Source organism: Micromonospora sp. NPDC003197, assembly GCF_053590565.1.
In genome coordinates this window covers 39,440-62,739 of sequence record NZ_JBSFTE010000011.1, presented here as the reverse complement: position 1 = coordinate 62,739, position 23,300 = coordinate 39,440, and the positions used below count along the sequence as shown (strand labels likewise).

Annotated in this window: 24 protein-coding genes; 16 read left to right on the top strand and 8 right to left on the bottom strand. The window is 68.3% G+C overall.

Annotated elements, in window-relative coordinates:
• Positions 1–18: 18 nt before the first annotated feature.
• Together ACWDV4_RS14480 and ACWDV4_RS14475 are read right to left on the bottom strand one after the other, a co-directional pair.
• Entirely contained in the window at positions 19–651 is a 633-nt protein-coding gene (locus tag ACWDV4_RS14480) for an HAD family hydrolase (RefSeq protein WP_449978362.1), read from the bottom strand.
• On the bottom strand, positions 651–1,910 hold the full coding sequence (locus tag ACWDV4_RS14475) for a hypothetical protein (RefSeq protein ID WP_449978359.1): 1,260 nt from the start codon (positions 1,908–1,910) through the stop codon (positions 651–653). Before ACWDV4_RS14475 ends, ACWDV4_RS14480 begins: the two co-directional genes overlap by 1 nt.
• Before the next feature lie 452 nt (positions 1,911–2,362).
• Here ACWDV4_RS14475 and ACWDV4_RS14470 point away from each other — a divergent pair, with 452 nt between their 5' ends.
• The 4 genes from ACWDV4_RS14470 to ACWDV4_RS14455 all read left to right on the top strand — a co-directional run bounded on the left by ACWDV4_RS14470 (position 2,363) and on the right by ACWDV4_RS14455 (position 5,407).
• Positions 2,363–3,478, top strand: coding sequence for a DUF4037 domain-containing protein (locus tag ACWDV4_RS14470; protein ID WP_449978357.1), 1,116 nt, complete (start codon positions 2,363–2,365; stop codon positions 3,476–3,478).
• A 201-nt stretch (positions 3,479–3,679) separates the two neighbouring features.
• A complete protein-coding gene (locus ACWDV4_RS14465) occupies positions 3,680–4,051 on the top strand; it encodes a globin (RefSeq protein WP_449978354.1) in 372 nt (123 codons plus the stop codon).
• A complete protein-coding gene (locus ACWDV4_RS14460) occupies positions 4,048–5,181 on the top strand; it encodes an FAD-binding oxidoreductase (protein ID WP_449978351.1) in 1,134 nt (377 codons plus the stop codon). Before ACWDV4_RS14465 ends, ACWDV4_RS14460 begins: the two co-directional genes overlap by 4 nt.
• The gene (locus tag ACWDV4_RS14455; RefSeq protein ID WP_449978347.1) at positions 5,159–5,407 is read left to right on the top strand and encodes a DivIVA domain-containing protein; all 249 of its coding nucleotides are present in this window, start codon (positions 5,159–5,161) and stop codon (positions 5,405–5,407) included. The genes ACWDV4_RS14460 and ACWDV4_RS14455 overlap by 23 nt, the downstream gene beginning before the upstream one ends.
• Before the next feature lie 194 nt (positions 5,408–5,601).
• Here the strand turns inward: ACWDV4_RS14455 and ACWDV4_RS14450 are convergent, their stop codons facing one another.
• Entirely contained in the window at positions 5,602–6,006 is a 405-nt protein-coding gene (locus tag ACWDV4_RS14450; RefSeq protein ID WP_449978344.1) for an integrase, read from the bottom strand.
• A 185-nt stretch (positions 6,007–6,191) separates the two neighbouring features.
• Between ACWDV4_RS14450 and ACWDV4_RS14445 the strand changes: the two genes are divergently transcribed.
• Together ACWDV4_RS14445 and ACWDV4_RS14440 are read left to right on the top strand one after the other, a co-directional pair.
• Positions 6,192–6,845 carry a DUF998 domain-containing protein gene (locus ACWDV4_RS14445; RefSeq protein WP_449978341.1) on the top strand — a complete coding sequence of 218 codons (654 nt, stop codon included), beginning with the start codon at positions 6,192–6,194 and terminating at the stop codon, positions 6,843–6,845.
• A 267-nt stretch (positions 6,846–7,112) separates the two neighbouring features.
• Positions 7,113–7,913: an SGNH/GDSL hydrolase family protein gene (locus tag ACWDV4_RS14440; protein WP_449978338.1), complete on the top strand. Its 801-nt coding sequence runs from the start codon at positions 7,113–7,115 to the stop codon at positions 7,911–7,913.
• A 153-nt stretch (positions 7,914–8,066) separates the two neighbouring features.
• On the opposite strand, the gene ACWDV4_RS14435 is transcribed toward ACWDV4_RS14440, so the two are convergent.
• On the bottom strand, positions 8,067–9,509 hold the full coding sequence (locus tag ACWDV4_RS14435) for a M28 family metallopeptidase (RefSeq protein ID WP_449978336.1): 1,443 nt from the start codon (positions 9,507–9,509) through the stop codon (positions 8,067–8,069).
• Between the two features lie 405 nt (positions 9,510–9,914).
• On the opposite strand from ACWDV4_RS14435, the gene ACWDV4_RS14430 reads away from it, so the two are divergent.
• The 7 genes from ACWDV4_RS14430 (at position 9,915) to ACWDV4_RS14400 (ending at position 16,119) form a co-directional block, all read left to right on the top strand.
• A complete protein-coding gene (locus ACWDV4_RS14430) occupies positions 9,915–10,217 on the top strand; it encodes a hypothetical protein (RefSeq protein ID WP_449978334.1) in 303 nt (100 codons plus the stop codon).
• Positions 10,214–10,675, top strand: coding sequence for a hypothetical protein (locus tag ACWDV4_RS14425; RefSeq protein WP_449978333.1), 462 nt, complete (start codon positions 10,214–10,216; stop codon positions 10,673–10,675). The genes ACWDV4_RS14430 and ACWDV4_RS14425 overlap by 4 nt, the downstream gene beginning before the upstream one ends.
• A 114-nt stretch (positions 10,676–10,789) precedes the next feature.
• Entirely contained in the window at positions 10,790–12,403 is a 1,614-nt protein-coding gene (locus ACWDV4_RS14420; RefSeq protein ID WP_449978331.1) for a glycosyl hydrolase family 18 protein, read from the top strand.
• A 178-nt stretch (positions 12,404–12,581) separates the two neighbouring features.
• Positions 12,582–12,992: a YbjN domain-containing protein gene (locus tag ACWDV4_RS14415; RefSeq protein ID WP_449978329.1), complete on the top strand. Its 411-nt coding sequence runs from the start codon at positions 12,582–12,584 to the stop codon at positions 12,990–12,992.
• Between the two features lie 73 nt (positions 12,993–13,065).
• The gene (locus ACWDV4_RS14410) at positions 13,066–13,581 is read left to right on the top strand and encodes a 2'-5' RNA ligase family protein (protein WP_449978327.1); all 516 of its coding nucleotides are present in this window, start codon (positions 13,066–13,068) and stop codon (positions 13,579–13,581) included.
• Between the two features lie 77 nt (positions 13,582–13,658).
• Positions 13,659–15,065, top strand: coding sequence for a class II 3-deoxy-7-phosphoheptulonate synthase (locus tag ACWDV4_RS14405; RefSeq protein WP_449978325.1), 1,407 nt, complete (start codon positions 13,659–13,661; stop codon positions 15,063–15,065).
• Positions 15,058–16,119 carry a threonine aldolase family protein gene (locus tag ACWDV4_RS14400; RefSeq protein ID WP_449978323.1) on the top strand — a complete coding sequence of 354 codons (1,062 nt, stop codon included), beginning with the start codon at positions 15,058–15,060 and terminating at the stop codon, positions 16,117–16,119. The genes ACWDV4_RS14405 and ACWDV4_RS14400 overlap by 8 nt, the downstream gene beginning before the upstream one ends.
• 100 nt (positions 16,120–16,219) lie before the next feature.
• Here ACWDV4_RS14400 and ACWDV4_RS14395 read toward each other — a convergent pair whose 3' ends face one another.
• Both ACWDV4_RS14395 and pknB read right to left on the bottom strand, forming a co-directional pair.
• On the bottom strand, positions 16,220–17,080 hold the full coding sequence (locus tag ACWDV4_RS14395; RefSeq protein ID WP_449978322.1) for a deoxyribonuclease IV: 861 nt from the start codon (positions 17,078–17,080) through the stop codon (positions 16,220–16,222).
• Position 17,081: 1 nt separating this feature from the next.
• Entirely contained in the window at positions 17,082–19,076 is a 1,995-nt protein-coding gene (pknB, locus tag ACWDV4_RS14390) for a Stk1 family PASTA domain-containing Ser/Thr kinase (protein ID WP_449978320.1), read from the bottom strand.
• Between the two features lie 191 nt (positions 19,077–19,267).
• On the opposite strand from pknB, the gene ACWDV4_RS14385 reads away from it, so the two are divergent.
• The 3 genes from ACWDV4_RS14385 to ACWDV4_RS14375 are packed head-to-tail and all read left to right on the top strand — an operon-like array spanning position 19,268 to position 20,270.
• Positions 19,268–19,618, top strand: coding sequence for an Rv2175c family DNA-binding protein (locus tag ACWDV4_RS14385; protein ID WP_449978318.1), 351 nt, complete (start codon positions 19,268–19,270; stop codon positions 19,616–19,618).
• Between the two features lie 14 nt (positions 19,619–19,632).
• Positions 19,633–19,962, top strand: a complete 330-nt coding sequence (locus ACWDV4_RS14380; RefSeq protein ID WP_449978316.1) for a lycopene cyclase domain-containing protein — start codon at positions 19,633–19,635, stop codon at positions 19,960–19,962.
• A complete protein-coding gene (locus ACWDV4_RS14375) occupies positions 19,959–20,270 on the top strand; it encodes a lycopene cyclase domain-containing protein (RefSeq protein ID WP_449978314.1) in 312 nt (103 codons plus the stop codon). Before ACWDV4_RS14380 ends, ACWDV4_RS14375 begins: the two co-directional genes overlap by 4 nt.
• Before the next feature lie 20 nt (positions 20,271–20,290).
• On the opposite strand, the gene mptB is transcribed toward ACWDV4_RS14375, so the two are convergent.
• The gene (gene mptB, locus ACWDV4_RS14370; protein WP_449978312.1) at positions 20,291–22,075 is read right to left on the bottom strand and encodes a polyprenol phosphomannose-dependent alpha 1,6 mannosyltransferase MptB; all 1,785 of its coding nucleotides are present in this window, start codon (positions 22,073–22,075) and stop codon (positions 20,291–20,293) included.
• Positions 22,076–22,184: 109 nt separating this feature from the next.
• Positions 22,185–23,267 carry a polyprenyl synthetase family protein gene (locus tag ACWDV4_RS14365; protein WP_449978311.1) on the bottom strand — a complete coding sequence of 361 codons (1,083 nt, stop codon included), beginning with the start codon at positions 23,265–23,267 and terminating at the stop codon, positions 22,185–22,187.
• Between the last annotated feature and the right edge of the window lie 33 nt (positions 23,268–23,300).

Here is a 23,300-nt window from a genome sequence, read left to right as displayed (position 1 = left end):
TCGGTCTCCTCCACATAGCTAGGTTGAACTCCTAGCCCACGTCGTGAACTGGCGTCGGAGTTCGGCAACGGTTTCGTGGGTATCCAGGTGGTGAATTGCTGACATGCCTAGTTCCCGGGCGGGTGCAAGGTTGGCGGCAATATCGTCAACGAAGACGCTTTCAGGTCCCGAGACGCCGAGTATGTCGAGCATAAGAAGGAATATCTCGGGCTCAGGCTTGCGAAGCTTTACTTGATCCGAGAAGATCAAGGCATCTGTGCGCTGGTCTAGGTCGTAACCGTCATATGGGTTGAAGTGGCCTGTGCCCCACGAATTCGACAATACTCCGATGCGCGTGCCACATGATCGCAGATCGGCCACGGCATCGAGCATCAGGTCATCAGGGCTGAGGTTGGCGCACATTCGCGCAAGTAGGCCGTCGGGGCTGATTCCGGCGGCGTTTGCCAAGCCCTTCTCAAAATCATCCTGGCTTACCTCGCCGCGCTCCATGCCGATGTAGAGTTGGTGCACTTCGTTGTCGTGGCGCATTAGATCCAAGAGAGCATTGTCGGCCAAGCCCTCTTGTCGAGCGCATGATCGTATCGAATCCCACAGGTCGCTGGTGAGCACGCCGCCAAAGTCGAGAATCAGAGCAGTCGGTGTATTAGACATCAGGTCACGTTTCTGACGGGTAGGCCGTGATCGGCGCGGGTGAGCATCACTTCGGTTTGTAGGAGGCGGGCCGGTCGTGATCCGGCGGCCGCACCTCGACTGGCGATGGCATCGATCCGGTCGAGGTTGCCGGTGTGCTGGACCTGGGTGACCAGCTTGAGCGCGTCATGCGCTTCTTTGCAGGCGGCGTCGATGTCGCCGAGCCCCAGGCGGGCTTCCGCCAGATCGATCATGGCCGTGGCTTGATGGCGGTGCATATTGGAGTCGAAGCCTGCTAAGGCATCTTCTAAGATTGTTTCAGCCTCCCGATAGCGCCGCAGCCGCATCATGTCACCACCCTCGTAGGCGCGCAGCTTGTCGTAGTTGAATCCGCCGATTCCCCGCCACCGTGTGCCCTCGGGGGTAAGCCCCGCCAGTGCTGCTTGGGAGTCTTCCAGTCGTGCCTGACATCCTGCAAGGTCGTCGAGGGACGCGCATCGCTCCGAGGCTATCGCGGCCACCCATGCACGTGTCTCGGCGGTCGCCGCGTCTGCGCCGACCTTCTGCGCGAAGTCCGCACACTCAAGTCCGGCCCTGTGATCTCCGCCGCCATAGGACAATGCGAAGGACCGGCAGCCGAGAACAACGGTCTGCAACTCGACGTCGTGGATTTCTCGTGACAGTGACCAGGCTAGATTCAGGTAGGACAGTGCCTCTGCGCGGCTAGCCGCGTCAAGTCCTAGTAGGACGCCGGCTAGCGCGGCCATTTCACCAGCCGCAGTCAACAGCGACACTCGTTCAGGTTCTGGCTGCAGTGCCGGCTGTAGCGAAAATACCAATTTCATGTGAGCAAGCGCGGCAGGGAGTAAGTAGGACGCGGGCACCGAATGATATGAGCGGCGATAGTGAGCAGCAGTGTCCAATAGGCCAGCCGCCATGGCGGAGTCAACACCACTTTTGTTTTTAGGAAATGGTCGGCCAACATCGATTGGGTCTGGTAGGGCGAGGAGGGCGTTTCTGATGCCTCTGCCCTGCGTAACTTCTGCCCCTGCCAGCTCAGCAATCGCCTTGCTCCTGTCAGAAGAAAGCGTCGAGTTCATCAACTGTGCAGCAACGGTTGAAGGGCCTACCACCATTGGCTGTCCGTGATGTGCACTGTGCTGCTGGTCGTGCTGGTACGCCGCGTTGTCGGAGTGATCGTCGGGGAGTTTGAACCAGAGTAGGTGGGCGGGGATGTTAAGCAGTTGTGCCCAGTGGATGAGGCGGTCGAGGTGGATCATGGGTGGGCTGTTTTCGGCTCGGCTGAGTTGGGCTTGGGTGATGCCGAGCCAGCGGGCGACGAGTTCTTGGGGTAGGGCGAGTCGGCCGTGGTAGGGGTGGTAGCGGTAGGCGCGGACGACTTTGCCGAGGTGGCGTTCGTGTAGGGCTTGGCGGACGGGTTCGTGCTCCCAGAAGGTGGCCGGTAGTGCGGGTGGCTTGGTGAGCCGGTCCCGTTCGGCGGTCTGGCAGGGAGTACAACGTCCGCTGTCGTTGTCGCGGGCCAGCCGGGCTCCGCAGCGTGGGCAGGTGCTTTGTCGTGGCGGCGTCCTCGCCATGGTGGGCGGCTCCGTCCGTTGTGGTCTGCGTTCGAGCCTATCCATTCAACACGTTGAGTTGAAGATCGTTATACGTGTCGTGCATATCGTCCATCCCTGCCGGGTGGTGTCGATTTCGTGACTCGTACGGTGGCGGAGTGCAGGCGTCGTTCATGCCGGGGTTGCGGCTATGTGAGCTGTTCTATGTCGAGGCGGTCCGTCCGCTGCTGGAAGAGGCGTACCCGGATCTGCGGTACGCGGCCGGGCGCTTGGGAACGGGGTCGGACGTACTCGGCTTCGACACGGAACGCTCGGTCGACCACGACTGGGGGCCACGGTTGGAGCTGTTCCTGGCCGCCGATGATGTCGTTCGCTACGGCGAGCGGATCTCAGAATTATTGTCGGCGCGGCTGCCGAAGCAGTTTCGTGGCTGGTCGACGCACTTCGAGCCGCCACAGGGACGGGTGCGATCGATGGCACCCACGGATGGGCCGGTGGCGCATCGGGTGCTGATCACCGATGTCGGCACCTGGTGCGATGAGCACCTGGGCTTCGATCCTCGGCGGGGCGTCACCACCCTGGACTGGCTGGCGATGCCGGGGCAGCGGCTGGCCGAGGTCACCGGCGGCGCGGTCTTCCACGACGGGATTGGCGAGCTGAGCGGGCTGCGGGAACGCCTTCGGTGGTATCCGGAGGATGTGTGGCGCTACCTGTTGGCGTGCCAGTGGCTGCGGATCGGCGAGGAGGAGGCGTTCGTCGGTCGTACCGCCGAGGTGGGCGACGAGTTGGGCAGCCGGGTGATTACGGCGCGGCTGGTGCGGGAGCTGATGCGGCTGTGCCTGCTGCTGGCTCGACGGTTTCCGCCGTACAGCAAGTGGTTGGGCATGGCCTTCGCGGCGCTGCCGGACACGGCGGGCATCGCTGCCGCCCTCGACGCGGCGATGAGGGCCGACACCGACGCGCGGCGGCAGGCGGCGCTGTGCACTGCCTACGAGGCGGTAGGCGAGTGGCAGAACAATCTCGGCCTGGCCGAGTCGGTCGAGGCCACCGTACGTCCATTCTTTGATCGGCCGTACCGGGTCATCGACGCTGGCCGGTTCGCCGCCGCACTGCTGGCCCGAATCGAAGACCCGGACATTGCCGGGTTGTCGCCGGTCGGTGCCATCGACCAGTACGTGGACAGCACCGCTGCGCTGTGCCAGCCCTCGTTGGCCCGTGCATTGATGGCCACGGTCTGGCCGGGCTGCAATGGCCGACAAGAATGCGCTGAGTGATATCGAATTATACGGAACGCCTTTGGTGATCTGCTGTTGGTGATCATGCCGATGGTGCCCGCCTTGTCGAAATCTTGGTGCATGGCCCGGGGCGGGTGCTGGCTCCGGTGGCGGGTGACTCCCTGATCGTTTGTGTCGCTGCTCCCGCCCGTCCCGGTGCCGTTCCAGGTTTCCGATTTGGTGCAGGGGTGAGCGCTTGTGATGGGTGTGGACGGTGGATTACCGGCGGTCGAGGGCGATGGGTTCGGCCGGTTGGGGTCGGTGGGGGTGCGGGATGCGGTGGGCCGGTGGCTGTGGCTGGTGGAGGCCGACACCGAGCTGAGGCCGTTCCTGGTGGGGGTGGACCGTGCCCGACTGGCGGGGCATCTGGCGTTGTTGCTGACGGCAGCCCTGGGTGGTCCGGCGGGGGATGTTGCCCGTCCGTGCACAGGTGCCTGGCAGGGCCTGGGGATGTCGGAGGGGCAGCGGCGTCGGGCGGTCAACTACCTGGTGGGGACGTTGCAGGCGATGGGCGTCCCGGCCGCAGATGCCGATCGGGCCGGTCAGACGTTCACCGAGGAGACCGTCGGATGAGTGCCGGCAACGGAACCGAACTGGTGGCGTCGTGGGCGGCGACGATGCGGCATGCCGAGTCGGCGGGGGAGTTCTTCTGGCGGGCAGTGGATGAGGCCCGTCCTGGTCTGCTGCCGTTGCACGATGCTGCGTTGTTCTTCGCTGGCCTGGGTCGGCTGGTTAGTGGTGGTGATGATGCGGCGGGTCGGGCAGCGTTGTTGGCGGTGTTGGGTCGGGCGTACCGGCGGTTTCGGCTGTTCACGCCGCATCATCTGCCGATCGGTGACGCGTTGATCGACACGGTGGCCTGCTATGCCCGCCCGTGGTGGTCGCCGCGACTGGCGAGGGATTGGCAGCAGTTGTATGGGCCGACGATCCGGGCGCTGGCTCGGGTGGGGCGTGGGGTGGGGGAGGGGCCGGCGTGGTGGTCGGCTGAGGTGGTCGATCATGATCGGCCTGCGCCGGGGATTGCGATTCTGACGGTACGACCGCAGCGGTCGTTGCCTGTCTGCCCTGGTCAGGCGGTGCCGGTGATGGTGTCGCAGTTTCCGGGTCGGTGGCGTTGGTACGCCCCGGCGAACGCGCCCCGATCGGATGGCAGCCTCGAACTTCATGTGCGGGCGGTCCCGGGCGGCGAGGTGTCCCACGCCCTGGTCGACCAGGTGTGCGCTGGTGATCGGGTGTGGTTGGGGCCGCCGTACGGGAACGGGTTGTTGTTGGAGCCGGATACTGGCTCGGATCTGCTGTTGGTGGCCGGCGGCACCGGTTTGGCGCCGTTGCGGGCTTTGGTGGAGCAGGTCGCCGCCGTCCCGGACACTTCTCGGCGGGTGACGTTGGTGGTCGGGTCGCGCAACTTCATGGACCTGTATGACGCGACGAGCCTGGACAAACTCCAGTGTGCGCATGACTGGTTGACGTTGGTGCCGGCGGTGTCACACGACCTGGAGAACACCGAGCCGGAGGAGCGGGGCGACGCGTTGACTCTCGCTGTGGCGCACTACCGCCCAGGGCAGGAGGTGTACGTGTGTGGTCCGCCGGCGATGAACCGGGACGCACTGTTGCGGCTGTTGGTGGCCGGGGTGCCGGCGGAACAGATTCACCTGCCCGACGAGTACGAGAGTCTTCACCATGGGTACCTACCGCAGTCGTAACGGCGGTCCGCTGGGGCCGGACGGTATCCGCAGGGTGCGGTTGTCGTACACGGGATTGGGTCGGCGGGGTTATCAGCCGGCGCAGGTGGATGCCCTGCTGGCCCGCCTCGCCGCCGAGACGGCCGACCGCTGCCACCAGATCCGGCTGCTCCAAGCCGAGAACGACCGGATCAAGAACGCCCTCCGCACCTGGCAGACCGAGCAGGCTAATCGTCGCTTCGGCTAAGCATCGACCAGAAAGCCAGGAGTGCGGATCCTCTTCCGGCGCAAGCCAGAGCGCCTGCCTCGCGAAAGCCCTGGCCTCCTGTCCCGATCAATGTCGTGACTGGAACACCACGCACCTTATTCGGCTGGAATAACGTACCTGGTGTTCCAGTGAGCGTGAGGCAGAGCCGGCGCAGGTGGATGCCCTCCGCGTTGTCATGGGCGCGCGGCCACCAGTCGTCGGGAGACTGCGGATTGATTCAGCCGATCGGTGATGGTGAAGTTCGGCAGCTGCAAGGTCTGGGCATGCTGCAATTCGGTCAGCACGAAGGTGCCGCCGATCGCGTCCGGCTGCCAGCCATGTGCAAGCGCATGGTCAATGACTGCCAGCACCTCCCGTGGGGTCGGGTAGGCGCCATCAGTACGGCAGGGGTCACCCCATGGGGTCGGCGGGGCGGTGGACACCAGGTCTGCCCGTACGACCTGGCTGTTCTTTCCCGCGCCCCAGATGCGCAACTGGATGCACCTGTGGCAGCGTTGATTGACGGTTACGCGGGTGATCCGAGCTGTCCAGGTGAACTGGCGATCGTGGGCGTAGAGCTTCCGGAGTCGTGACTTCATGTCGCCTCCTGGCACGTAAGGCAGCATCTGGCGGCGTCCGGCTCTTGGCCAAAGACGCCGAATTGCGACGTCATGTTGCCACCGTTGCGGATTACCGCCTAATGAGTTTTCGCGAACTATCCACACCACCTGGTGCGGATGATGCCGCGCACGTGTATCGATGCTCGACTGTCTACAATGCCGCAATGATCGACAATCGCGTACGTCTGTGGGCATGGGTGGGCTTCGCTGCTCAGGTGCTGTTTGTGGGTAGCTGGCTGCTCGCAGCCAGCTGGCAGGGCGACAGTTACAGCGTGCTGGAGCACACCATCAGCGACATGCTTGCCTACGGCGCGCCGGCTGCCGCAGTGCTCATCGTCGTGTTCACCCTGTGTGGCCTGGCCACGATCCTGTTCGCGTGGCTGTCGGTGCGCCCAGCCCTGCGCACGGGCGGCCGCACCGCCACCGTCGGTGCCGTCCTGCTGGCCCTGTCCATCTTTGGCCTCGGCGACCTGCTCGCCGCCGCCGAGCGGCAGGGCTGCCGCCTGGCCGATGCGGGCTGCACCGGCCCCGACCAGCGGGCCAACCTTGGCGGCAAGATCGACACGATGATCACGCCGACGGGCATCCTGCTCTTCGTGGTCGCGGTTCTCGTACTGGCCGCAGCCATGAAGCGCGCGCCGGGCTGGCAACGCTGGGCGTGGCCGTTCCGTGGGGTCGGTATCGGCTTCGCCGTTCTGCTGTTCGCCTTTGTCGGCGGCCCTGCCGACCTGACCGGGCTGTTCGAGCGCCTGCTCGCCGCCTTCGGCGCCGGCGCGATCGCCGCCCTGGCCCTGGGCATTGCCCGCCGGCCGAGCTGATCCGGCCATACCGGTTGGCGCCACGGTGCCCACGTGGCAGCTGTGGCAGGCAACGTCGGTGCCGCCTCATTGGATGGTCTGATCAGCTCCGCGAGCTAGGTGAATCGAATGATCTACCTGTATGACAAGTGCCGCTGCGCTGGCGAGAGGGTCGGCGGCTGCTGTCGTACCGGTCGGTAACCACGCGTACACGATCTTGGTCTTCCGCTCGAACGTATTTAGTGGTACCTATACCAAGCTGATCATCCCAACCCCCGGGAGGACGACGTGCGGAGACCGCGTCTAGTAACCATCTTGGCCAGTGCGACGGCGGCGGTATTCGCCTCGCTCGCACTGGCCGTACCCGCCCAAGCGGCATCGACTGTCCGGTACGTCGCGCTCGGCGACTCGTACGCCTCCGGCGTCGGTGCCGGCAGCTACACGAGCGAGAGCGGCGACTGTAAGCGCAGCACCAACGCGTACCCGGCCCTGTGGGCGGCCGCCAAGGTCCCGTTGTCGTACAAGTCGGTGGCCTGCTCGGGCGCGACGACCACGAGCGTGTTCAACACGCAGCTCTCGGCGCTGGCCGCCAACACCACCCTGGTGAGCATCACGGTCGGCGGCAACGACGTTGGCTTCGCCAACATCATGACCACCTGCGTGCTGTACGGCACCACCGAGTGCGTGGCCGCCGTACAGGCCGCGCAGACCAAGGCGACCAACGAGCTGCCCGCCATGCTCGACAAGGTCTACAACGGCATCAAGTCGCGTTCGCCGTCAGCCAAGGTCGTCGTCGTCGGCTACCCCGTCTTCTACGAGCTGGGCAACATTTGCGCCGGTCTCAGCGAGACCTCCCGCGCGAAGATCAATGAGGGCATCAACGTCCTCGACGGCGTCCTCATCAAGGCCGCTGCCCGCCACGGCTTCAAGTTCGCCGACGTACGCTCCTACTTCGTCGGTCACCAGCTGTGCAGCGGCGACAAGTGGCTGCACGCGCTGAACTTCGCCAACATCGGCATCTCGTACCACCCGTTCGCCAGTGGACAGTCGGGTGGCTACCTCCCGGCGTTCCGAGCCGCTGCCGGCTGACCAGCCTGAACAGTTGCCGGGCGGCGAGCACCCCCCTCGCGTCGCCGCCCGGTCCGGCCGGAAGCGGGCGTACGCGAAGTGCCTGCCAGGTGGGTGCCGTCCGACTTGATGTCGAGGGCGTTCCGCACCTGGCAGGCACTTTGATCAGATCAACTACCGCTTGCCTGCGGTGGCGTAGGCGGCGCAGCCGATCAGTTCCAGCGACACCTGGAGCCGTTCCAGGCTGATGTTCTTCGCGATGGTGTCCTCAGGGCTGTGGTACGGCGGCTCGAGCAGCGCCGGTGACTCCTCACCCCGCCAGGAGAAGTTGGCGCTGGCGATGCCGACCTCCTGGAACGACTGGTGGTCGCTGGAGCCCCGCTGGGTGACCGGCGAGATCCGGGGTTCGTAGCCGAGCCGGGTCGCGGCGGCGGCCACTTCGTCGGTTGCCCGGTTCGACTGGCCGGTGAAGGAGAGCAGCCAGTAGCGGGTCGCCGGGTCCCAGCTGGTCGCCACCATGTCGTTCTGGTAGACGGCGAGGAGACGGTCCCGCTCGGCCTGCGGGAGTTCCCGCACGTAGTGCCGGGAGCCGATCAGGCCCTGCTCCTCCGAGCCCCACAGGGCGAAGCGGAAGGTCGAGTCCGTCGGGACCTCGCGCAGCACCCGGGCAAGCTCGAGGCAGAGTACGGTGCCCGAGCCGTCATCGTTGGCACCCGGTGCGCCGATCACCGTGTCGTAGTGGGCGCTCACCATGGAGACCGGGTTCGTGCCCTTGAGCTTTTTGTTCTTCGAGGTCTCGGCGATGACGTTGTGGGAGGTCAGTCCCCGGTGGGCGGTGGTGGCGACGGTCAGGGTGAGCCGGCCGGTGGCGAGCAGGGCACGCAGCCGGTGCTTCTGCGCCTGGGCGATTCCGACGACGGGGATGCCCACCGGGTTTGCTGCCGAGCCGGGCAGGGTCGGGTTGAAGGTGCCGGCCATCCGGGGCGGCGTGGCGTCGGCGGCCAGGAAGATGACCGCGGCGGCACCCCGGGCGACGGCGATCTCGACCAGCCGCTCCCGCTGGGCGGCGACGTAGTCGATGAGGACGATCTTGCCGGTGACGTCGGTGGGGTAGTTCGCCACCTCACCGGCCGCGACGTCCACCACGTCACCCTGGACGCTGGTGTCCAGCGCGGCGTGCGCCGATGCGCCGACCTGCCAGCACAGGTCGCTGGGGAGTCCGGCTGGCGAGCTGAGCTGGGCGGTGAACTTGTCCGCCACCGCGAACGGCTGTAGTTCGACGTCGTAGCCGAGCCGGTCCAGTTCCCGGGCGATGTAGTTGGCGGCCGTGCGCTCGGACTGGGTGCCACCGATCCGCGGACCAATGTCCTCGCAGAGCACTCGGAGGTGCCGGAGGGCGCGCTCGGCCGAGACGCGGTTGACCACCATCCGGTCGGTGGTGGTGAGCTGGGGCTTGCGGGCGGCACCGGGGCGCTGGTCGGTGGCGGCCCACGCCGGGGCTGGCAGGGCCACGGCGGCAGCACCACCGAGGGCGACGGTCAGCATGCGCCGGCGGTTGAGCCAGGATTCTGCGGCGCGCTCGGCGTTATCGGTGGGGGATGCGGTCTGGTTGTCCACGCATGTCCTCCAGGTTTGGGGGAGTTGACCAGAAGCCCGGGGGGCGCTTCCTAGTCATGATCAAGAAAGGGGAATCTAGCCTGAAATCTGAGGCATCTTCAAGGCACAGCTTGGCAATATCGCAGGTAGGGCGGGTTTGGGTGCCCCGAGACCGCTGTTGCCGATGGTGGCGTCCGGTATCAGTCGTGGCCGAATCGTCAGGCTTGATGACCAATCATTGGTCAGTGCGTAGCGAAATGATCACGCAGAGGTAGACAGTTTGTGCGACGTGCTTCGACGTGGAACTTCTAGCGTCCGATGTCGAGGGTGCCGGACCGATCCCGGCATCCGGACACTCGGACTGATCCCGGCACCCGGGCGCTGGCCGAACCGGTGTCAGCCGACAGAGCTAATAGGAGACCTGTCATGAGCATGATCGCCGCGGTGGGGTCCGCCAGGGCCACCGCCGATCCGGTGGGAGCCGCGCTGGGGGAGTTGCCGGTGTTGATGCCGGTCCGTCCCGAACACGTTCCGCTGGCGGTACGGGCGGTGGTCGTGCACGCCAAGCAGGAATGGCCGGCTGGAGCGGTCTGTCGTAACGATCGGGCACCACACCCGTGTCGGTTGGCGCGTTGGGGGCAACGGGTACTGCTCGCTGCTGGCGTTTCCGAGGAGCGGATCCACCTGCTGGTGGCCGGAGGCGACCCGTACGCCTCGCCGTGGTCGTGAGCGGGCGTGGCGCGGTGGCGTACCCCGTGACGTACCCGATGGTGGCGGGCCCGGCGGTGGGGCCGGCGTACCCGGCGGTGGCGGCGGCGGGGTTGACCCAAGACGGTGGCTACCGCTGCTCGGGGTTCGGGTGGCTCGGCGGTCCGGCGGCGGTCCGGGACGCGGTTCGGCGGTGGCTTCGCCTGGTCTCGGCCGACGCGGAGTTGGCGCCGTACCTGGTGGGCGTGGACGTGCCCCGGTTGGCGGGGCATCTCGCGCTGCTGCTGACCTCGGCACTGGGCGGCCCGGCCGGGGACATCGTCCGGCCGGTGGTGGGGGCCTGGCGTGGGCTGGGCTTGACCGAGGCGCATCACCGGCGGGTGGTGGACTACCTGACCGGAGTGCTGTGGGCGATGGACCTGCCCGCCCCGGGTATCGCCCGGGTGGGCCGGGCGTTCGCCGGGGAGGTTGGCTGGTGACGGACGTCGGCCCACATCGAAGGAATCGATAAATTTGCATCTTGACGGGGTGGGTGGGCGTGAGTAGCGTCTCCTTAACTTTCTGGAAACTTTCCTAACTAAATGGAGAGTCACATGAAGCGATCCCTCCGTCGAGCCCTCTGGGCCGGTGCCGCGATGGTCCTGGCCGTCGCGGCGGTGCCGGTCACCGCGGCGCTCGGAGCAGGAAATCTGACCACCACCTTTGCCGCCGCCTCGGACTGGGGCTCCGGCCACGAGGCCCGGGTCACGGTCACCAACGGCACCGATGCCCCGGTCGCCAACTGGCGGGTCGAGTTCGATCTGCCCGCTGGCACCACGCTGAGCAGCTTCTGGGACGCCGACGTGACCCGTACCGGCGACCACTACGTCGCGGTCAAGAAGAGCTGGGCCGGTGCGCTCGCCCCCGGAGCGTCCGCGAACTGGGGCTACATCGGCAGCGGCGGCTACCGGTCACCGCTGAACTGCACGATCAACGGTGCGTCCTGCTCCGGTGGCAGCACGCCGACCACGCCGCCCACCAGCGTGCCACCGACCAGTGTGCCGCCGACGTCGGTGCCGCCCACCACCCCGCCGCCGACCAACCCGCCGGGCGGGAACGGCAAGGTCGTCGGCTACTTCGTCGAGTGGGGCGTCTACGCCCGGAACTACCACGTCAAGAACATCCACACCAGCGGCTCGGCCGCGAAGCTCACCCACATCATGTACGCCTTCGGTAACACCACCGGCGGGCGCTGCTCGATCGGGGACAGCTACGCCGACTACGACAAGGCGTACACGGCGGCGGACAGTGTCGACGGCGTCGCCGACACCTGGGATCAGCCGCTGCGCGGCAACTTCAACCAGCTGCGCAAGCTCAAGCAGATGTACCCGCACCTGAAGGTGATCTGGTCCTTCGGCGGCTGGACCTGGTCCGGCGGCTTCACCCAGGCCGCGCAGAACCCGGCCGCGTTCGCCGAGTCCTGCTACAACCTGGTCGAGGACCCGCGCTGGGCGGACGTGTTCGACGGGATCGACCTCGACTGGGAATACCCGAACGCCTGCGGTCTGACCTGTGACACCAGCGGTCCGAACGCGTTCAAGAACCTGGTCGCCGCAGTCCGCGCCAAGTTCGCCGCGCCCAACCTGGTCACCGCCGCGATCACGGCGGACGGCAGCAGCGGCGGCAAGATCGACGCGACCGACTACGCCGGGGCGATGCCGCACCTCGACTGGATCATGCCCATGACGTACGACTTCTTCGGCGCCTGGGCGGCGCAGGGGCCGACCGCCCCGCACTCCCCGCTGCACTCGTACACCGGCATTCCGCAGCAGGGCTTCTGGAGCGACGCGGCGATCCAGAAGCTGAAGGGCAAGGGCATCCCGGCCAACAAGATGCTCCTCGGCATCGGCTTCTACGGTCGCGGCTGGACCGGCGTCACCCAGGCCGCCCCGGGCGGTACGGCCACCGGCCCGGCCCCGGGCACCTACGAGCAGGGCATCGAGGACTACAAGGTGCTCAAGAACAGCTGCCCGGCGACCGGCACCGTGGCCGGTACGGCGTACGCCAAGTGCGGCAGCAACTGGTGGAGCTACGACACCCCCAGCACCATCAACGGCAAGATGACCTATGCCAAGAGCCAGGGGCTCGGTGGCTCGTTCTTCTGGGAACTCTCCGGCGACACCAGCAATGGTGAGCTGATCGGTGCGATCAAGAGCGGTCTCGGATAGGTACTGCCGACGCGACACCCCACGCGGGCGGGGGCCGGGTTCACCGGCCCCTGCCCGTTTTGAGGGTGCGTGACTGTCCCAAGTAGCCTGTGAGCGCTCGCGCCGGCTATCGAGAGTGTGCGACATGAGATATCGGCGTTTCTGGGTTTGCGGTGGTTCTACGCGGGGAGGACGACAGATGGCAGGCGGGATGCTCAATCCGGAGGACGTGACCACCGAGGGGCTACGCAAGATCTTCGACGACGCGTACCTGGAGACCTCCCTGGATGGCGACGGCGACCTGGTGGTGCGGGACAACTACTCGGTGCTGGTCCTGCCTCGGGAAAACGGTGAGCGGATCCGGCTCATGTCCATGTTCGGGGTGGACCCGGAGTCCGCACTGGAAGACCGCCTCCAGCTGGCCAACAAGATCAATGATGTGATGGTCCTGGTCCGGGCCTCGTTGTCCCAACACGGCGGCTTCTGCTTCGACTACGACATCACCGTGACCGGCGGCCTGCCCATCCGCACCTTCATGGCCACGTTCCGGCGGTTCCTCCGCTGCATGGAAGAGGCCCTCACCCTCGACGAGAACGACGTCCTCACCTGAGCGGACCGCCACCGGGTGTCGCCGGAGCGGACCGTCGCCGCGTGCCGTCCTACCCTTCCCCTAGGGTGGGCCGGTGGTCGCGGCGCTGGAACTCTTTCTCGACACCGACGCCACCCGGCGGATCCGGGTGCTGTGGAACGCGCTGGAATCCGAGGGCGTGCAGAGCATGCGCTCGTTGCTCGGTCAGCGACACCGCCCGCACGTCTCGTTGGCGGTCGCTCCCCGGCTCGACCCCGCGCAGGTCGCCGAGGCGCTGGTCGGGGCGCCGGTGGCCCCGCCGTTACGGCTTTCGTTCCAGTACGCCGGTCAGTTCGTCGGCCGGGTGCTCTGGCTGGGGCTGGTACCCACCCCCGAACTGCTGGCCCACCAGGCTTCGGTCCACGCCCGGCTGACCCGGGCCGGGGTCGCCCTCTCCGAGCACTACCAGCCGGGGCGCTGGGTGCCGCACTGCACGCTCTCGATGCGGGTGCCCAACGTGCTGATGGGGGCCGCCGTACGCCGCTGTCTGGAGGTACTGCCGATCGAGGCGACGGTGGTCGGCGGGGCGGTCACCGACCATGCCCGGGACATCGCCCACCCGCTGCCCTGACGTAACCCGGGTCCCACGAGCCGGAACGGTGCCCCTCGCCGCTCCCGGGCCGCGACCGTCGCCGTACGCTTTCTCTCATGCGCCAAGAGTGGCACCAGTTGAGCTACCCGGGGGTGGACAACCCCGGTCTGCAGACCAGTCGCCCCACCGTCGACTCGGCCGAGGACGAGGCCCTCGGTCTCGACCGATGGCGGGAACTGCCCCGAGCCCAGACCCCGCCCTGGCCCGACCCGGCGGTGGTCGGCGAGGTGTGCAAGATCCTCGACAACGTTCCGTCGATCGTCGCGCCGTACGAGGTCGACCAGCTGCGGCAGCGGCTGGCCCTGGTCTGTGAGGGTAAGGCCTTCCTGCTGCAGGGCGGCGACTGTGCCGAGACGTTCACCGACAACACCGAGAGCCACCTCCTGGCCAACGCGCGTACCCTCCTGCAGATGGCCATCGTGCTCACGTACGGGGCGTCGCTGCCGGTGGTCAAGGTGGCGCGGGTCGCGGGCCAGTACACCAAGCCGAGGTCGCTGCCGACGGACGCGCGCGGCCTACTGGCGTACCGGGGCGACATGATCAACTCGCTGGAGGCGGTGCCCGAAGCCCGGGTCGCCGACCCGCAGCGCATGATCCGGGCGTACGCCAACTCGGCGGCGGCGATGAACATGCTCCGCGCCTACCTGGCCGGCGGGCTGGCCGATCTGCACGCCGTACACGACTGGAACAAGGGCTTCGTCAAGGCATCCCCGGCGGGGGAGCGCTACGAGGCAATCGCCCGGGAGATCGACCGGGCGTTGGCGTTCATCCGGGCCTGCGGGATGACCGAGGACGAGGCGCTGCGTACGGTCACCCTCTACTGCTCGCACGAGGCGCTGGCCCTGGAGTACGACCGCGCGCTCACCCGGGTCTCCGCCAACCGTGCGTACGGACTCTCCGGGCACTTCCTCTGGATCGGTGAGCGCACCCGGCAGATCGACGGGGCGCACATCGACTTCATCTCCCGGATCGCCAACCCGATCGGCGTCAAGATCGGCCCGACCACCACCCCGGACGAGGCGCTCGAACTCTGCGAGAAGCTCAACCCGGACAACATCCCCGGCCGGCTCACGCTGATCAGCCGAATGGGCAACCACCGGGTACGGGACGTACTGCCGCCGATCGTGGCGAAGGTGTCCGCCGCCGGGGCGAAGGTGGTGTGGCAGTGCGACCCGATGCACGGCAACACCCACGAGTCGTCCAACGGCTACAAGACCCGGCACTTCGACCGGATCGTCGATGAGGTGCTCGGCTACTTCGAGGTGCACCGGGGCCTGGAGACCCACCCGGGCGGGCTGCACGTCGAACTGACCGGCGAAGACGTCACCGAGTGCCTGGGCGGCGCGCAGGGCATCGAGGACCTTGACCTGCCCGGCCGGTACGAGACCGCCTGCGACCCCCGGCTCAATACCCAGCAGTCGCTGGAACTGGCCTTCCTGGTGGCGGAGATGCTGCGTGGCTGAGCCGGAACTCGCGGGTGAGGCACCCGCCGTCGTCGACCTGCGGTCGGACACGGTGACCCGGCCCACCGCCGGGATGCGCACGGCCATGGCCGAAGCCGAGGTCGGCGACGACGTGTACGGCGAAGACCCGACCATCAACGCCCTGGAGGCCGAGGTCGCGGCGATGTTCGGACACGAGGCGGCCCTGTTCGCCCCGACCGGTTCGATGGCCAACCAGATCGCCCTTCAGGTACTGGTGCCCCCCGGCTTCGAACTGCTCTGCGACGCCGACGCACACGTGGTGACCTACGAGGTCGGTGCCGCCGCCGCGTACGGGGGAGTCTCGTCGCGTACCTGGTCGGCGGTGGGCGCGGCCATCGACCCGGCGGTGGTGGCCGGCATGATCCGGCCGGACGGCTACCACGCGGTGCCGACCCGGGCGATCGCCGTCGAGCAGACCCACAACCGGGGCGGTGGCGGGGTCATCCCGCTGGCGACCCTGCGCGAACTGCGCCGGATCGCCGACGACGCCGGGGTGGCGTTGCACTGCGACGGTGCCCGGATCTGGCATGCCCACATCGCCGACGGGGTGCCGCTGACCAGCTATGGCGAGCTGTTCGACACCCTGTCGGTCTGCCTGTCCAAGGGGCTCGGTGCCCCGGTCGGCTCCCTGATGGTGGGCGGCGCGGAAAAGATCGAACGGGCTCGGCAGATCCGCAAGCGGCTGGGCGGCGGCATGCGGCAGGCCGGCATCCTGGCCGCCGCCGGTCGGTACGCGCTCCAGCACAACATCGACCGGCTGGCCGAGGACCACGTACGGGCCGCCCGGCTGGCCGAGGCACTCGCCCCGTTCGCCGTGGTGGCCGGGGACGGCACGGTGCAGACCAACATCGTTCCGCTGGACCTGACCAAGTGCGCCCTGGACGCGCCCACCGTGGCGGCGCGGGCGCGCGCTGTGGGCGTACTCGTCTCGGTGCTGGGCCCACGGACCGCGCGGCTGGTCACCCACCTCGACCTCGACGATGCGGCGATCGACCAGGCCGTCGAGGTGCTGACCGGCATCTTCCGGCGCTGACCGCCCCTGGTCCGGCCTGACCCTGACCTGGCCTGCCCCCGGGCCGGGCCGGGCCGGGGGCAGGCTGCCCGGCTGAGGGCGGAAACGCTTCAGGAACGCCTCAGGGGCGGAGGCGCTTGAGGGTGGCGATGTCGGCTGCGTGACCGACGTGCCCCTCCGTCGGGGTCTCCACCACCACCGGTACGCCCGCAGTGGCCGGATGGGTCATCAGCTCGGCGAACGCCGGCTCGCCGATGCTGCCCTTGCCGATCGTCTCGTGCCGGTCCCGGGTCGACCCGCACAGGTCCATCGAATCGTTGGCGTGTACCAGCCACAGCCGGTCCGCCCCGACCGTGGTGACCAGATCGTCGATCGTCTGAGTCATCCCGCCCTCAACGGCAAGATCATGCCCGGCCGCCCAGGCATGGCAGGTGTCCAGACAGACGCCCAGCCAGGGGTGCCACTCCACCACGTCCAGGTATGGCCCCAGGTGCTCGACCCGGGAGGCCAACGACCGACCGCCGCCCGCGCTCGGCTCGACCAGCAGCTTCGGTCCGTCGGTGTTGGCCGCCTCGTCGAGCAGCGGCAGCAGCGCCTCACGTACCTGTCGCATGGCCGCTTCGGCATGGCCGTCGTCCACTGCGCTGCCGGCGTGATAGACCACCCCGGCCGCGCCGATCGCCGCCCCCCGGCGCAGCGCGTGCGCCAGGGTGGCGGTCGACTTCTCCACCGTCGCCGGGGTGGGCGAACCGAGGTTGACCAGCAGGGAAGCGTGGATGTACGTCGGGATCCCGCGCTCGGCGCAGCCGTCGCGGAACGCGGCGTCCTGGGCCGGGTTACCAGCCGGCAGCGCCCAGCCCCGGGAGTTGCCGACGTAGATCTGCGCCACCTCGGATCCGGCCGCGTCCAGGTACGGCAGGGCGGCCTTGGCCAGCCCGCCGGAGGTGGGGGTGTGCGACCCCACCGGCCGGTTCAGCGACATGTCAGAGGCATCCGATCGTGATCTGGGTACCTGGGGGCACCTGGGTGTTCTCGTTGGGGTTCTGGTAGCGGACGGTCCCGTTCGGGTTGAACTGCACCGCGACCGGGAAGCCCTGGCTCTCCAGGTGTTGCTTCGCGGCGGCGCACGGCATGTCGATCACCCTTGGTACGGCCACCGTCGGCGGGCCCTTGCTGACCTCCAGCTTAACCTCGGCGCCCTTCTCCACCCCGGAGCCGTCGGCCGGGCTCTGCCCGACGACCTGGTCCTTCGGCTTGTCGGAGTCCTTGTAGGTCTCCACCGGCACCAGCCCGAGCTGGGTCAACATCGACCTCGCCTCGGCGACGCTCTTACCCACGAGGTTCGGTACGGAGAGCGGGGCCCGACCCTTGCTGACCGTGACGGTGATCTTGCTGCCGGGGGTGACCTCGGCACCCACCTTCGGACTCACCGCCACGACCACGCCAGCGGGCAGGTTGTCGTCGTACCGCTGCGGACCCTGCACCACCTCCAGACCTGCGCCCTCCAGGTCGATCTGGGCGAGATCGAGAGTCTTGCCCACCACGTCCGGCACCGGGAAACGGTCCGGCCCCAGGGACAGGATCAGGGTGATTGTGCCGCCCTTGACGACTCGCTCGCTGGCCGGCGGGTCTTGGCTGACCACCGTGTCCTTGGCGGCCTTCGCGTCGTATCGGGGCGTGCCGTAGGCCAGGGTCAGGCCGGCCTTCGTGGCCGTCGACTCGGCCTGCGCCTTCGTCATGGCGACCAGTTCCGGAGCGACCGTGTAGCGGCCGAACCCGAACCACCAGCCGGTCAGGGCGACCACCAGGACCAGGGCCGCGACGACGGCGATCGCCGCGACGCCGCCCCGGGGATGGGCCATTACCCGGTCGCGGAACTCCAGCAGGCGTCCCCCGAACCCGGACGGCTGGGCCGCCCGCCGTCGGTGCGCTCGGGTCTGCCCGCTCTGCTCCGGCAACCGGGCCCAGGACGGCCGGTTATCGGTAGGGCGTACCGCCGAGACGACCATGGTCGGCTCGGCGATCGGCGTGGTGGGGTCGGTCACCCGACGCAGCACCGTGGTGCTGTCGTTGCTGGTGCCGCCGCCCAGGTTCTCGTGGGCGGCCTGCGCCTCGGTCAGCATGCTGCCGGCGTCGGTGGGCCGGGCGGCCGGATCACGTCGGGTGGCGTGGGTCACCAACTCGTCGAGCACCGGGGGCAGCCCCGGGACCAGGGTCGAAGGTGCCGGAACGTCCCGGTCGACGTGCTGCCACGCCACGTCGACCGGCCGGTCGCCGTCGTACGGGACCCGACCGGTGAGCATCTCGAACAGCACGATCCCGGCCGCGTAGACGTCGGTACGCGGATCGGCGTGACCGTCGGTGACCAGCTCCGGGGCGACGTAGGCCACAGTCGCCAGCAGTTGGCCACCCGCCTCCTCGTCCGAGCTGGCCTCCACCGCTCGAGCCAGCCCGAAGTCGGCGACCTTCACCACACTGTCAACAAGATCACCGGTGCCGCCGCTGGGCGCCTCGGCGACCAGTACGTTCTCCGGCTTGACGTCGCGGTGCACCAGGCCAGCCCGGTGGGCAGCAGCGATCGCGGCGAGCATCTGCTCAAGGATCGCCAGCGCCTCGTCCGGCTTGAGTCGGTGCCGCTCGATGAGGATGTCGCGCAGGGTACGACCCCGGACGTACTCCATGACCAGGTAGGGCAGGCCGGCGTGGGTGCCCTGGTCGTAGACGGCGACCACGTTGGGGTGGGTCAGCCGGGCGATGGTCTTGGCCTCGTCGGTGAACCGGTCCAGGAATCCACCCGGGCGCTGCTGGGCGTCGTTCGCCTGGCTCGGGTGAATGATCTTGAGAGCCACGGTGCGGTCCAGCCGCTCGTCCGTGGCGGTGTACACGGTTGCCATGCCGCCACGGGCCACGCGACCGCGAATACGGTAGCGCCCGTCGACCAGCGAACCCAGCAACGTATCGGCGACCTGAATGTCCATCGGGGGGCAGTCTATGTGCCCGGAGGGTGAAGGCAGAACAGGATGCCACAGGTGAAGCTCGAAGACAGCCCAGCCCGCCCGACTTTGGGGTAAGGAAGGGCCCCTTGTTATCGCTTTTTGTATAGGAAGGGCCCCTTCCTAACGACGGTGCCCGTTGACCAAGCCTGGGGCGGGCGTGGCAGGGTGATCGGGTGAACGAACCCGTACCCGTCGACCCGGCCGGCTGGCTGACCCTGCCGGACGTGGCCGAACGCCTTGACGTGTCCATCAGCAAGGTGCACCAGATGATCCGCGACCGGGAGCTGCTCGCGGTCCGCCAGGACGGCATCCGCCGGGTGCCCGCCGAGTTGGTCGCAAACAGTACGGTGCGCAAGCACCTCCCCGGTGTGCTCAGCCTGTTGCACGACGCGGGGTACGACGACGAGGAGGCACTGCGTTGGCTCTATCTGGCCGACGCCACGTTGCCAGGCACCCCGGCGGAGGCGCTCGGCGGTGACCGTGCCCGGGAGGTCAAGCGTCGGGCGCAGGCGCTGGGCTTCTGACTCAACCGTTCAGCATGGGACATTTCGCCTATCTCGCCGTACTGGCCGGTTGTATCTTCTGCGCCCTGTGGCTGGAACCGGTCCTCCGGGTCGGGGTACTGCGGCGCTGGAAGCGGCTGCTGCTCACGCTGGCACCAGTAATTGTGATCTTCGTCCTGTGGGACCTGGCCGCGATCGCCGCCGGACACTGGACCTTCGATCCGGAGCAGATCACCGGGGTGATGCTGCCGGGCGGGCTACCCCTGGACGAACTGCTCTTCTTTGTCGTGGTGCCGATCTGCGCCATCCTCGGCTTCGAGGCGGTACGGGTCGTGCGCGGCTGGCCGGCGGGGGACGAGGAGTGACGTACACCGTCGCGGCGCTGCTCGGTGTGGTGGGCGCTCTGTTGGTCGACCTCTTCGTGCTGCGTACCCGGCTGGTGCGGCGAGCGGTGTTCTGGGCGACCTACCCGATCATCATTTTCTTCCAGTTGATCTCCAACGGCATCCTGACCGGCCGCGACATCGTCCGGTACGACCCGGAGGCGATCATCGGGTTGCGGGTGGTCTACGCCCCGGTGGAGGACCTGCTGTTCGGATTCGCCCTGGTACTGCTGACCCTGTCGGTGTGGGTCTGGCTGGGCCGGCGAGGCGTGCAACGCGCTCGGCCTTAGGTGTTAGGAAGGGCCCCTTCCTATCGCTTTTTGCCTAGGAAGGGGCCCTTCCTAACACCTCTGCTAACACCTTGGCGGAGCGTGACCACGACCAGCGTGCCGACGAGGACCACGTCGAGCAGGGCGCCGGGCAGCTTGGTCAGCGCGGCAACACCCTGCCCGTTGGGCAGCACCAGGAAGCTGAGTACCACGACCATCCCGGCGAGTCGCCGCTGCCAGCGATGATCTGCCACCGCCCCGGCGAGCAGCGCGATCGCGGTGAGGCCGTACCAGGGGTAGAACACCGGGGAGAGCACGGCCAGCGCGGCGAATGCACTTCCACCAGCTGCCAGCACACCCCGTCGGCCGAGCGCTCCTGGCTCTGCGGCCGCGCGCCAGGCCCGTACGACCAGCGCCGTCGAGACCACCGCCAGGGTGGCGAAGCCCAGTGCCCGGGCCACGGTCACCGCAGTGTCGAACGCCTCCGGTTGCCCGACCAGTCGCAGCAGATAGCCGGCGGCCATGCCCAGTCCGGTCGGTAGCGACGTCCACTGCACCAGTTCCCCGGTGTTGCGCAGTGCCCCGAGCCAGCCCAGGTCGAGACCGGTCACCAAGCTCAACCCGGCGAACGTGAGCACGGCCCCGGTGGTCACCGCCGCTGATGCCCGTGCCGCCACCGCCAGACGAGCCCGCAGCAGAGCCTGCGAAGGAGCCCGCGAACGAGCCCGCGAACGAGCCCGCAGCAGAGCCTGGGAAGGAGCCCGCGAACGAGCCTGCGACATAGCCTGCGAACGAGCCCTCGACCGAGGGCTGCCGACCGTCGCCAACAGGACGACGAACGGAAGCGCGACCAGTGCGGTGACCTTGATAGCGACGGCCAGGCCCAGCGCGACCCCCGCACCCACCAGGACCATGTGCCGGCGAAGCCGCTGGTCGACGGCCAGGGTGACGGCGGCCAGGGCGAGGGCAGCCAGCAGCAGGCCCACCAGCAGCGCGTCGTTGTGTACGCCGGCCACCACGTGTACCGCGACCAGTGGGGAGACCAGGCCGAGCCAGGTCGCGGCCACCGGGTCGACACCGCAGAGTCGGGCCAGGCGCGGTACGTACCACGCGACGAGCAGGCTGCCGGCCAGCGCGACGGCCCGGAAGAGGCCGATCGCGACGAGCAGTTGCCCGTCAATCGAGGTGGCCACCATCCGGGCGACGGCGACCACGGCACCGGCCAGCGCGACCGCCAGCGGCCCGTACGGGGTCGGGGTGTCCCGCCACAGCGGCGGCACGGTCTCCACCCACGGGCAGCCGCCGGCCGCCACCCCCTCGGTGTACGGATCGGTGCCGTCGAGCCACACCGCCCCCTGACAGGCGTACGCGTACACGTCCCGGCTGCCCATCGGCGGGGCGACCAGCAACGGCACCGCCCACAACGCGCCGGTCACCAGCAGCCAACGCAGCGACACCGGCCCCGACACCGGCGGCGCTCCCGACACCGACACTCGACCCGACGCCGACGCCGACGCCGACGCCGACACTCGACCCGACGCCGACGCCGACGCCGACACCCGACCCGATACTGACGTCGACACCTGGTGGCGGCGCATGATCCTGCCGAGCCGCCACCAGGCCACGGTGAGGGTGATCAAGCCGATGAGCCAGGCGGCGAGCCCGAGCCAGTAGGGCCAGGAGTCGGCCAGCGAGCCAGTAGGCCCCAGGGCAGCGTCCGGGTCCGCGCCGGGCGTCGCCCCCGCCCGGTACGCACCGACGGCCATCAGCGTGGTCGCGGCGAGCCCGGCGATCCGGAGCCGTACGAGGTGAACGGGACCGGGCACGCCCCGAGGATCCCACAGTGCGAGTGTTGCTCGGACCTGAGCAGCGGGACCGGTTGCCAGCGAGGTCAGGGTCACTCCCGTCGGCGGATCGCGGTGAACACCAGCGAGGTCAGTCCCGTCGTCGGGTTGCCGCGACCGCCAACTCGACCAGCATCTGCCGGGACTCGCCCTCCAGGTCGACGCCGCCGAGCGCGGACAGCGCGGTCTCGGTCAGGCTGACGATTCGCTGCTCGGTCCGGTCCAACGCCCCGCTGGCCCTGATGATCTCCCTGAGCTGGTCGACACCGGCCGAGTCGAGTCCCGGATCGCCCAGCCGTTCGGTCAGCAGCGCCCGGCCCGCCGGATCAGCCGCCGCCAGGGCCGCGGCCACGAGATAGGTCCGCTTGCCCTCGCGCAGGTCGTCACCGGCCGGTTTGCCGGTCTGCTCCGGGTCACCAAAGACCCCGAGTACGTCGTCGCGGAGCTGGAACGCCTCGCCCAGCGGCAGCCCGTAGCGGGAGTAGGCGTCGTGGACCGTGGCGGGTGCCTCGGCGAGCGCGGCGCCGAGCAACAGTGGCCGTTCCACGGTGTACTTCGCCGACTTGTAGCGGGCCACCTTGCTGGCCCGCTCCACCGAGGTGTCCCCGGTGGCCTGGGTGAGTACGTCGAGATACTGCCCGACGGTGACCTCGGCACGCATCTCGTCGAATATCGGACGGGTGCGCGCCAACGTCTCCGGGGCGAGTCCGCTGCTGTGCAGAAGCTCGTCCGACCAGACCAGGCACAGGTCACCGAGGAGGATGGCGGCGGATTCCCCGAAACTGTCGGCGCTGCCGCTCCACCCGGCCGCACGGTGTGCGATGGCGAATCGCCGGTGTACGGCGGGCTCACCGCGCCGGGTGTCCGAGCGGTCCATCAGGTCGTCATGGATCAGCGCACTGGCCTGTACGAGTTCCAGGGCGGCGAGCCCGGCCACGACGTGGTCGGAGTCGACTCCACCAGCGGCGCGGTAGCCCCAGTAGGCGAACGCGGGACGCAGCCGTTTGCCGCCCCGGAGCACGAACGCCTCGACGGCGTCGGCGACCGGCACCAGCCCGTCGTCGACGGTGGTCAGCCAGCTGCGCCGGTTGGACAGAAACTCGGTCAGTGCCTTGTCGACCCGCTGCCGGAGACCGGCGCGGTCCAGCAGGGGGACGGGAGCCTTGTGGGTCACGCCATGACGCTAGCCGTTGGACATGCTCGCCCG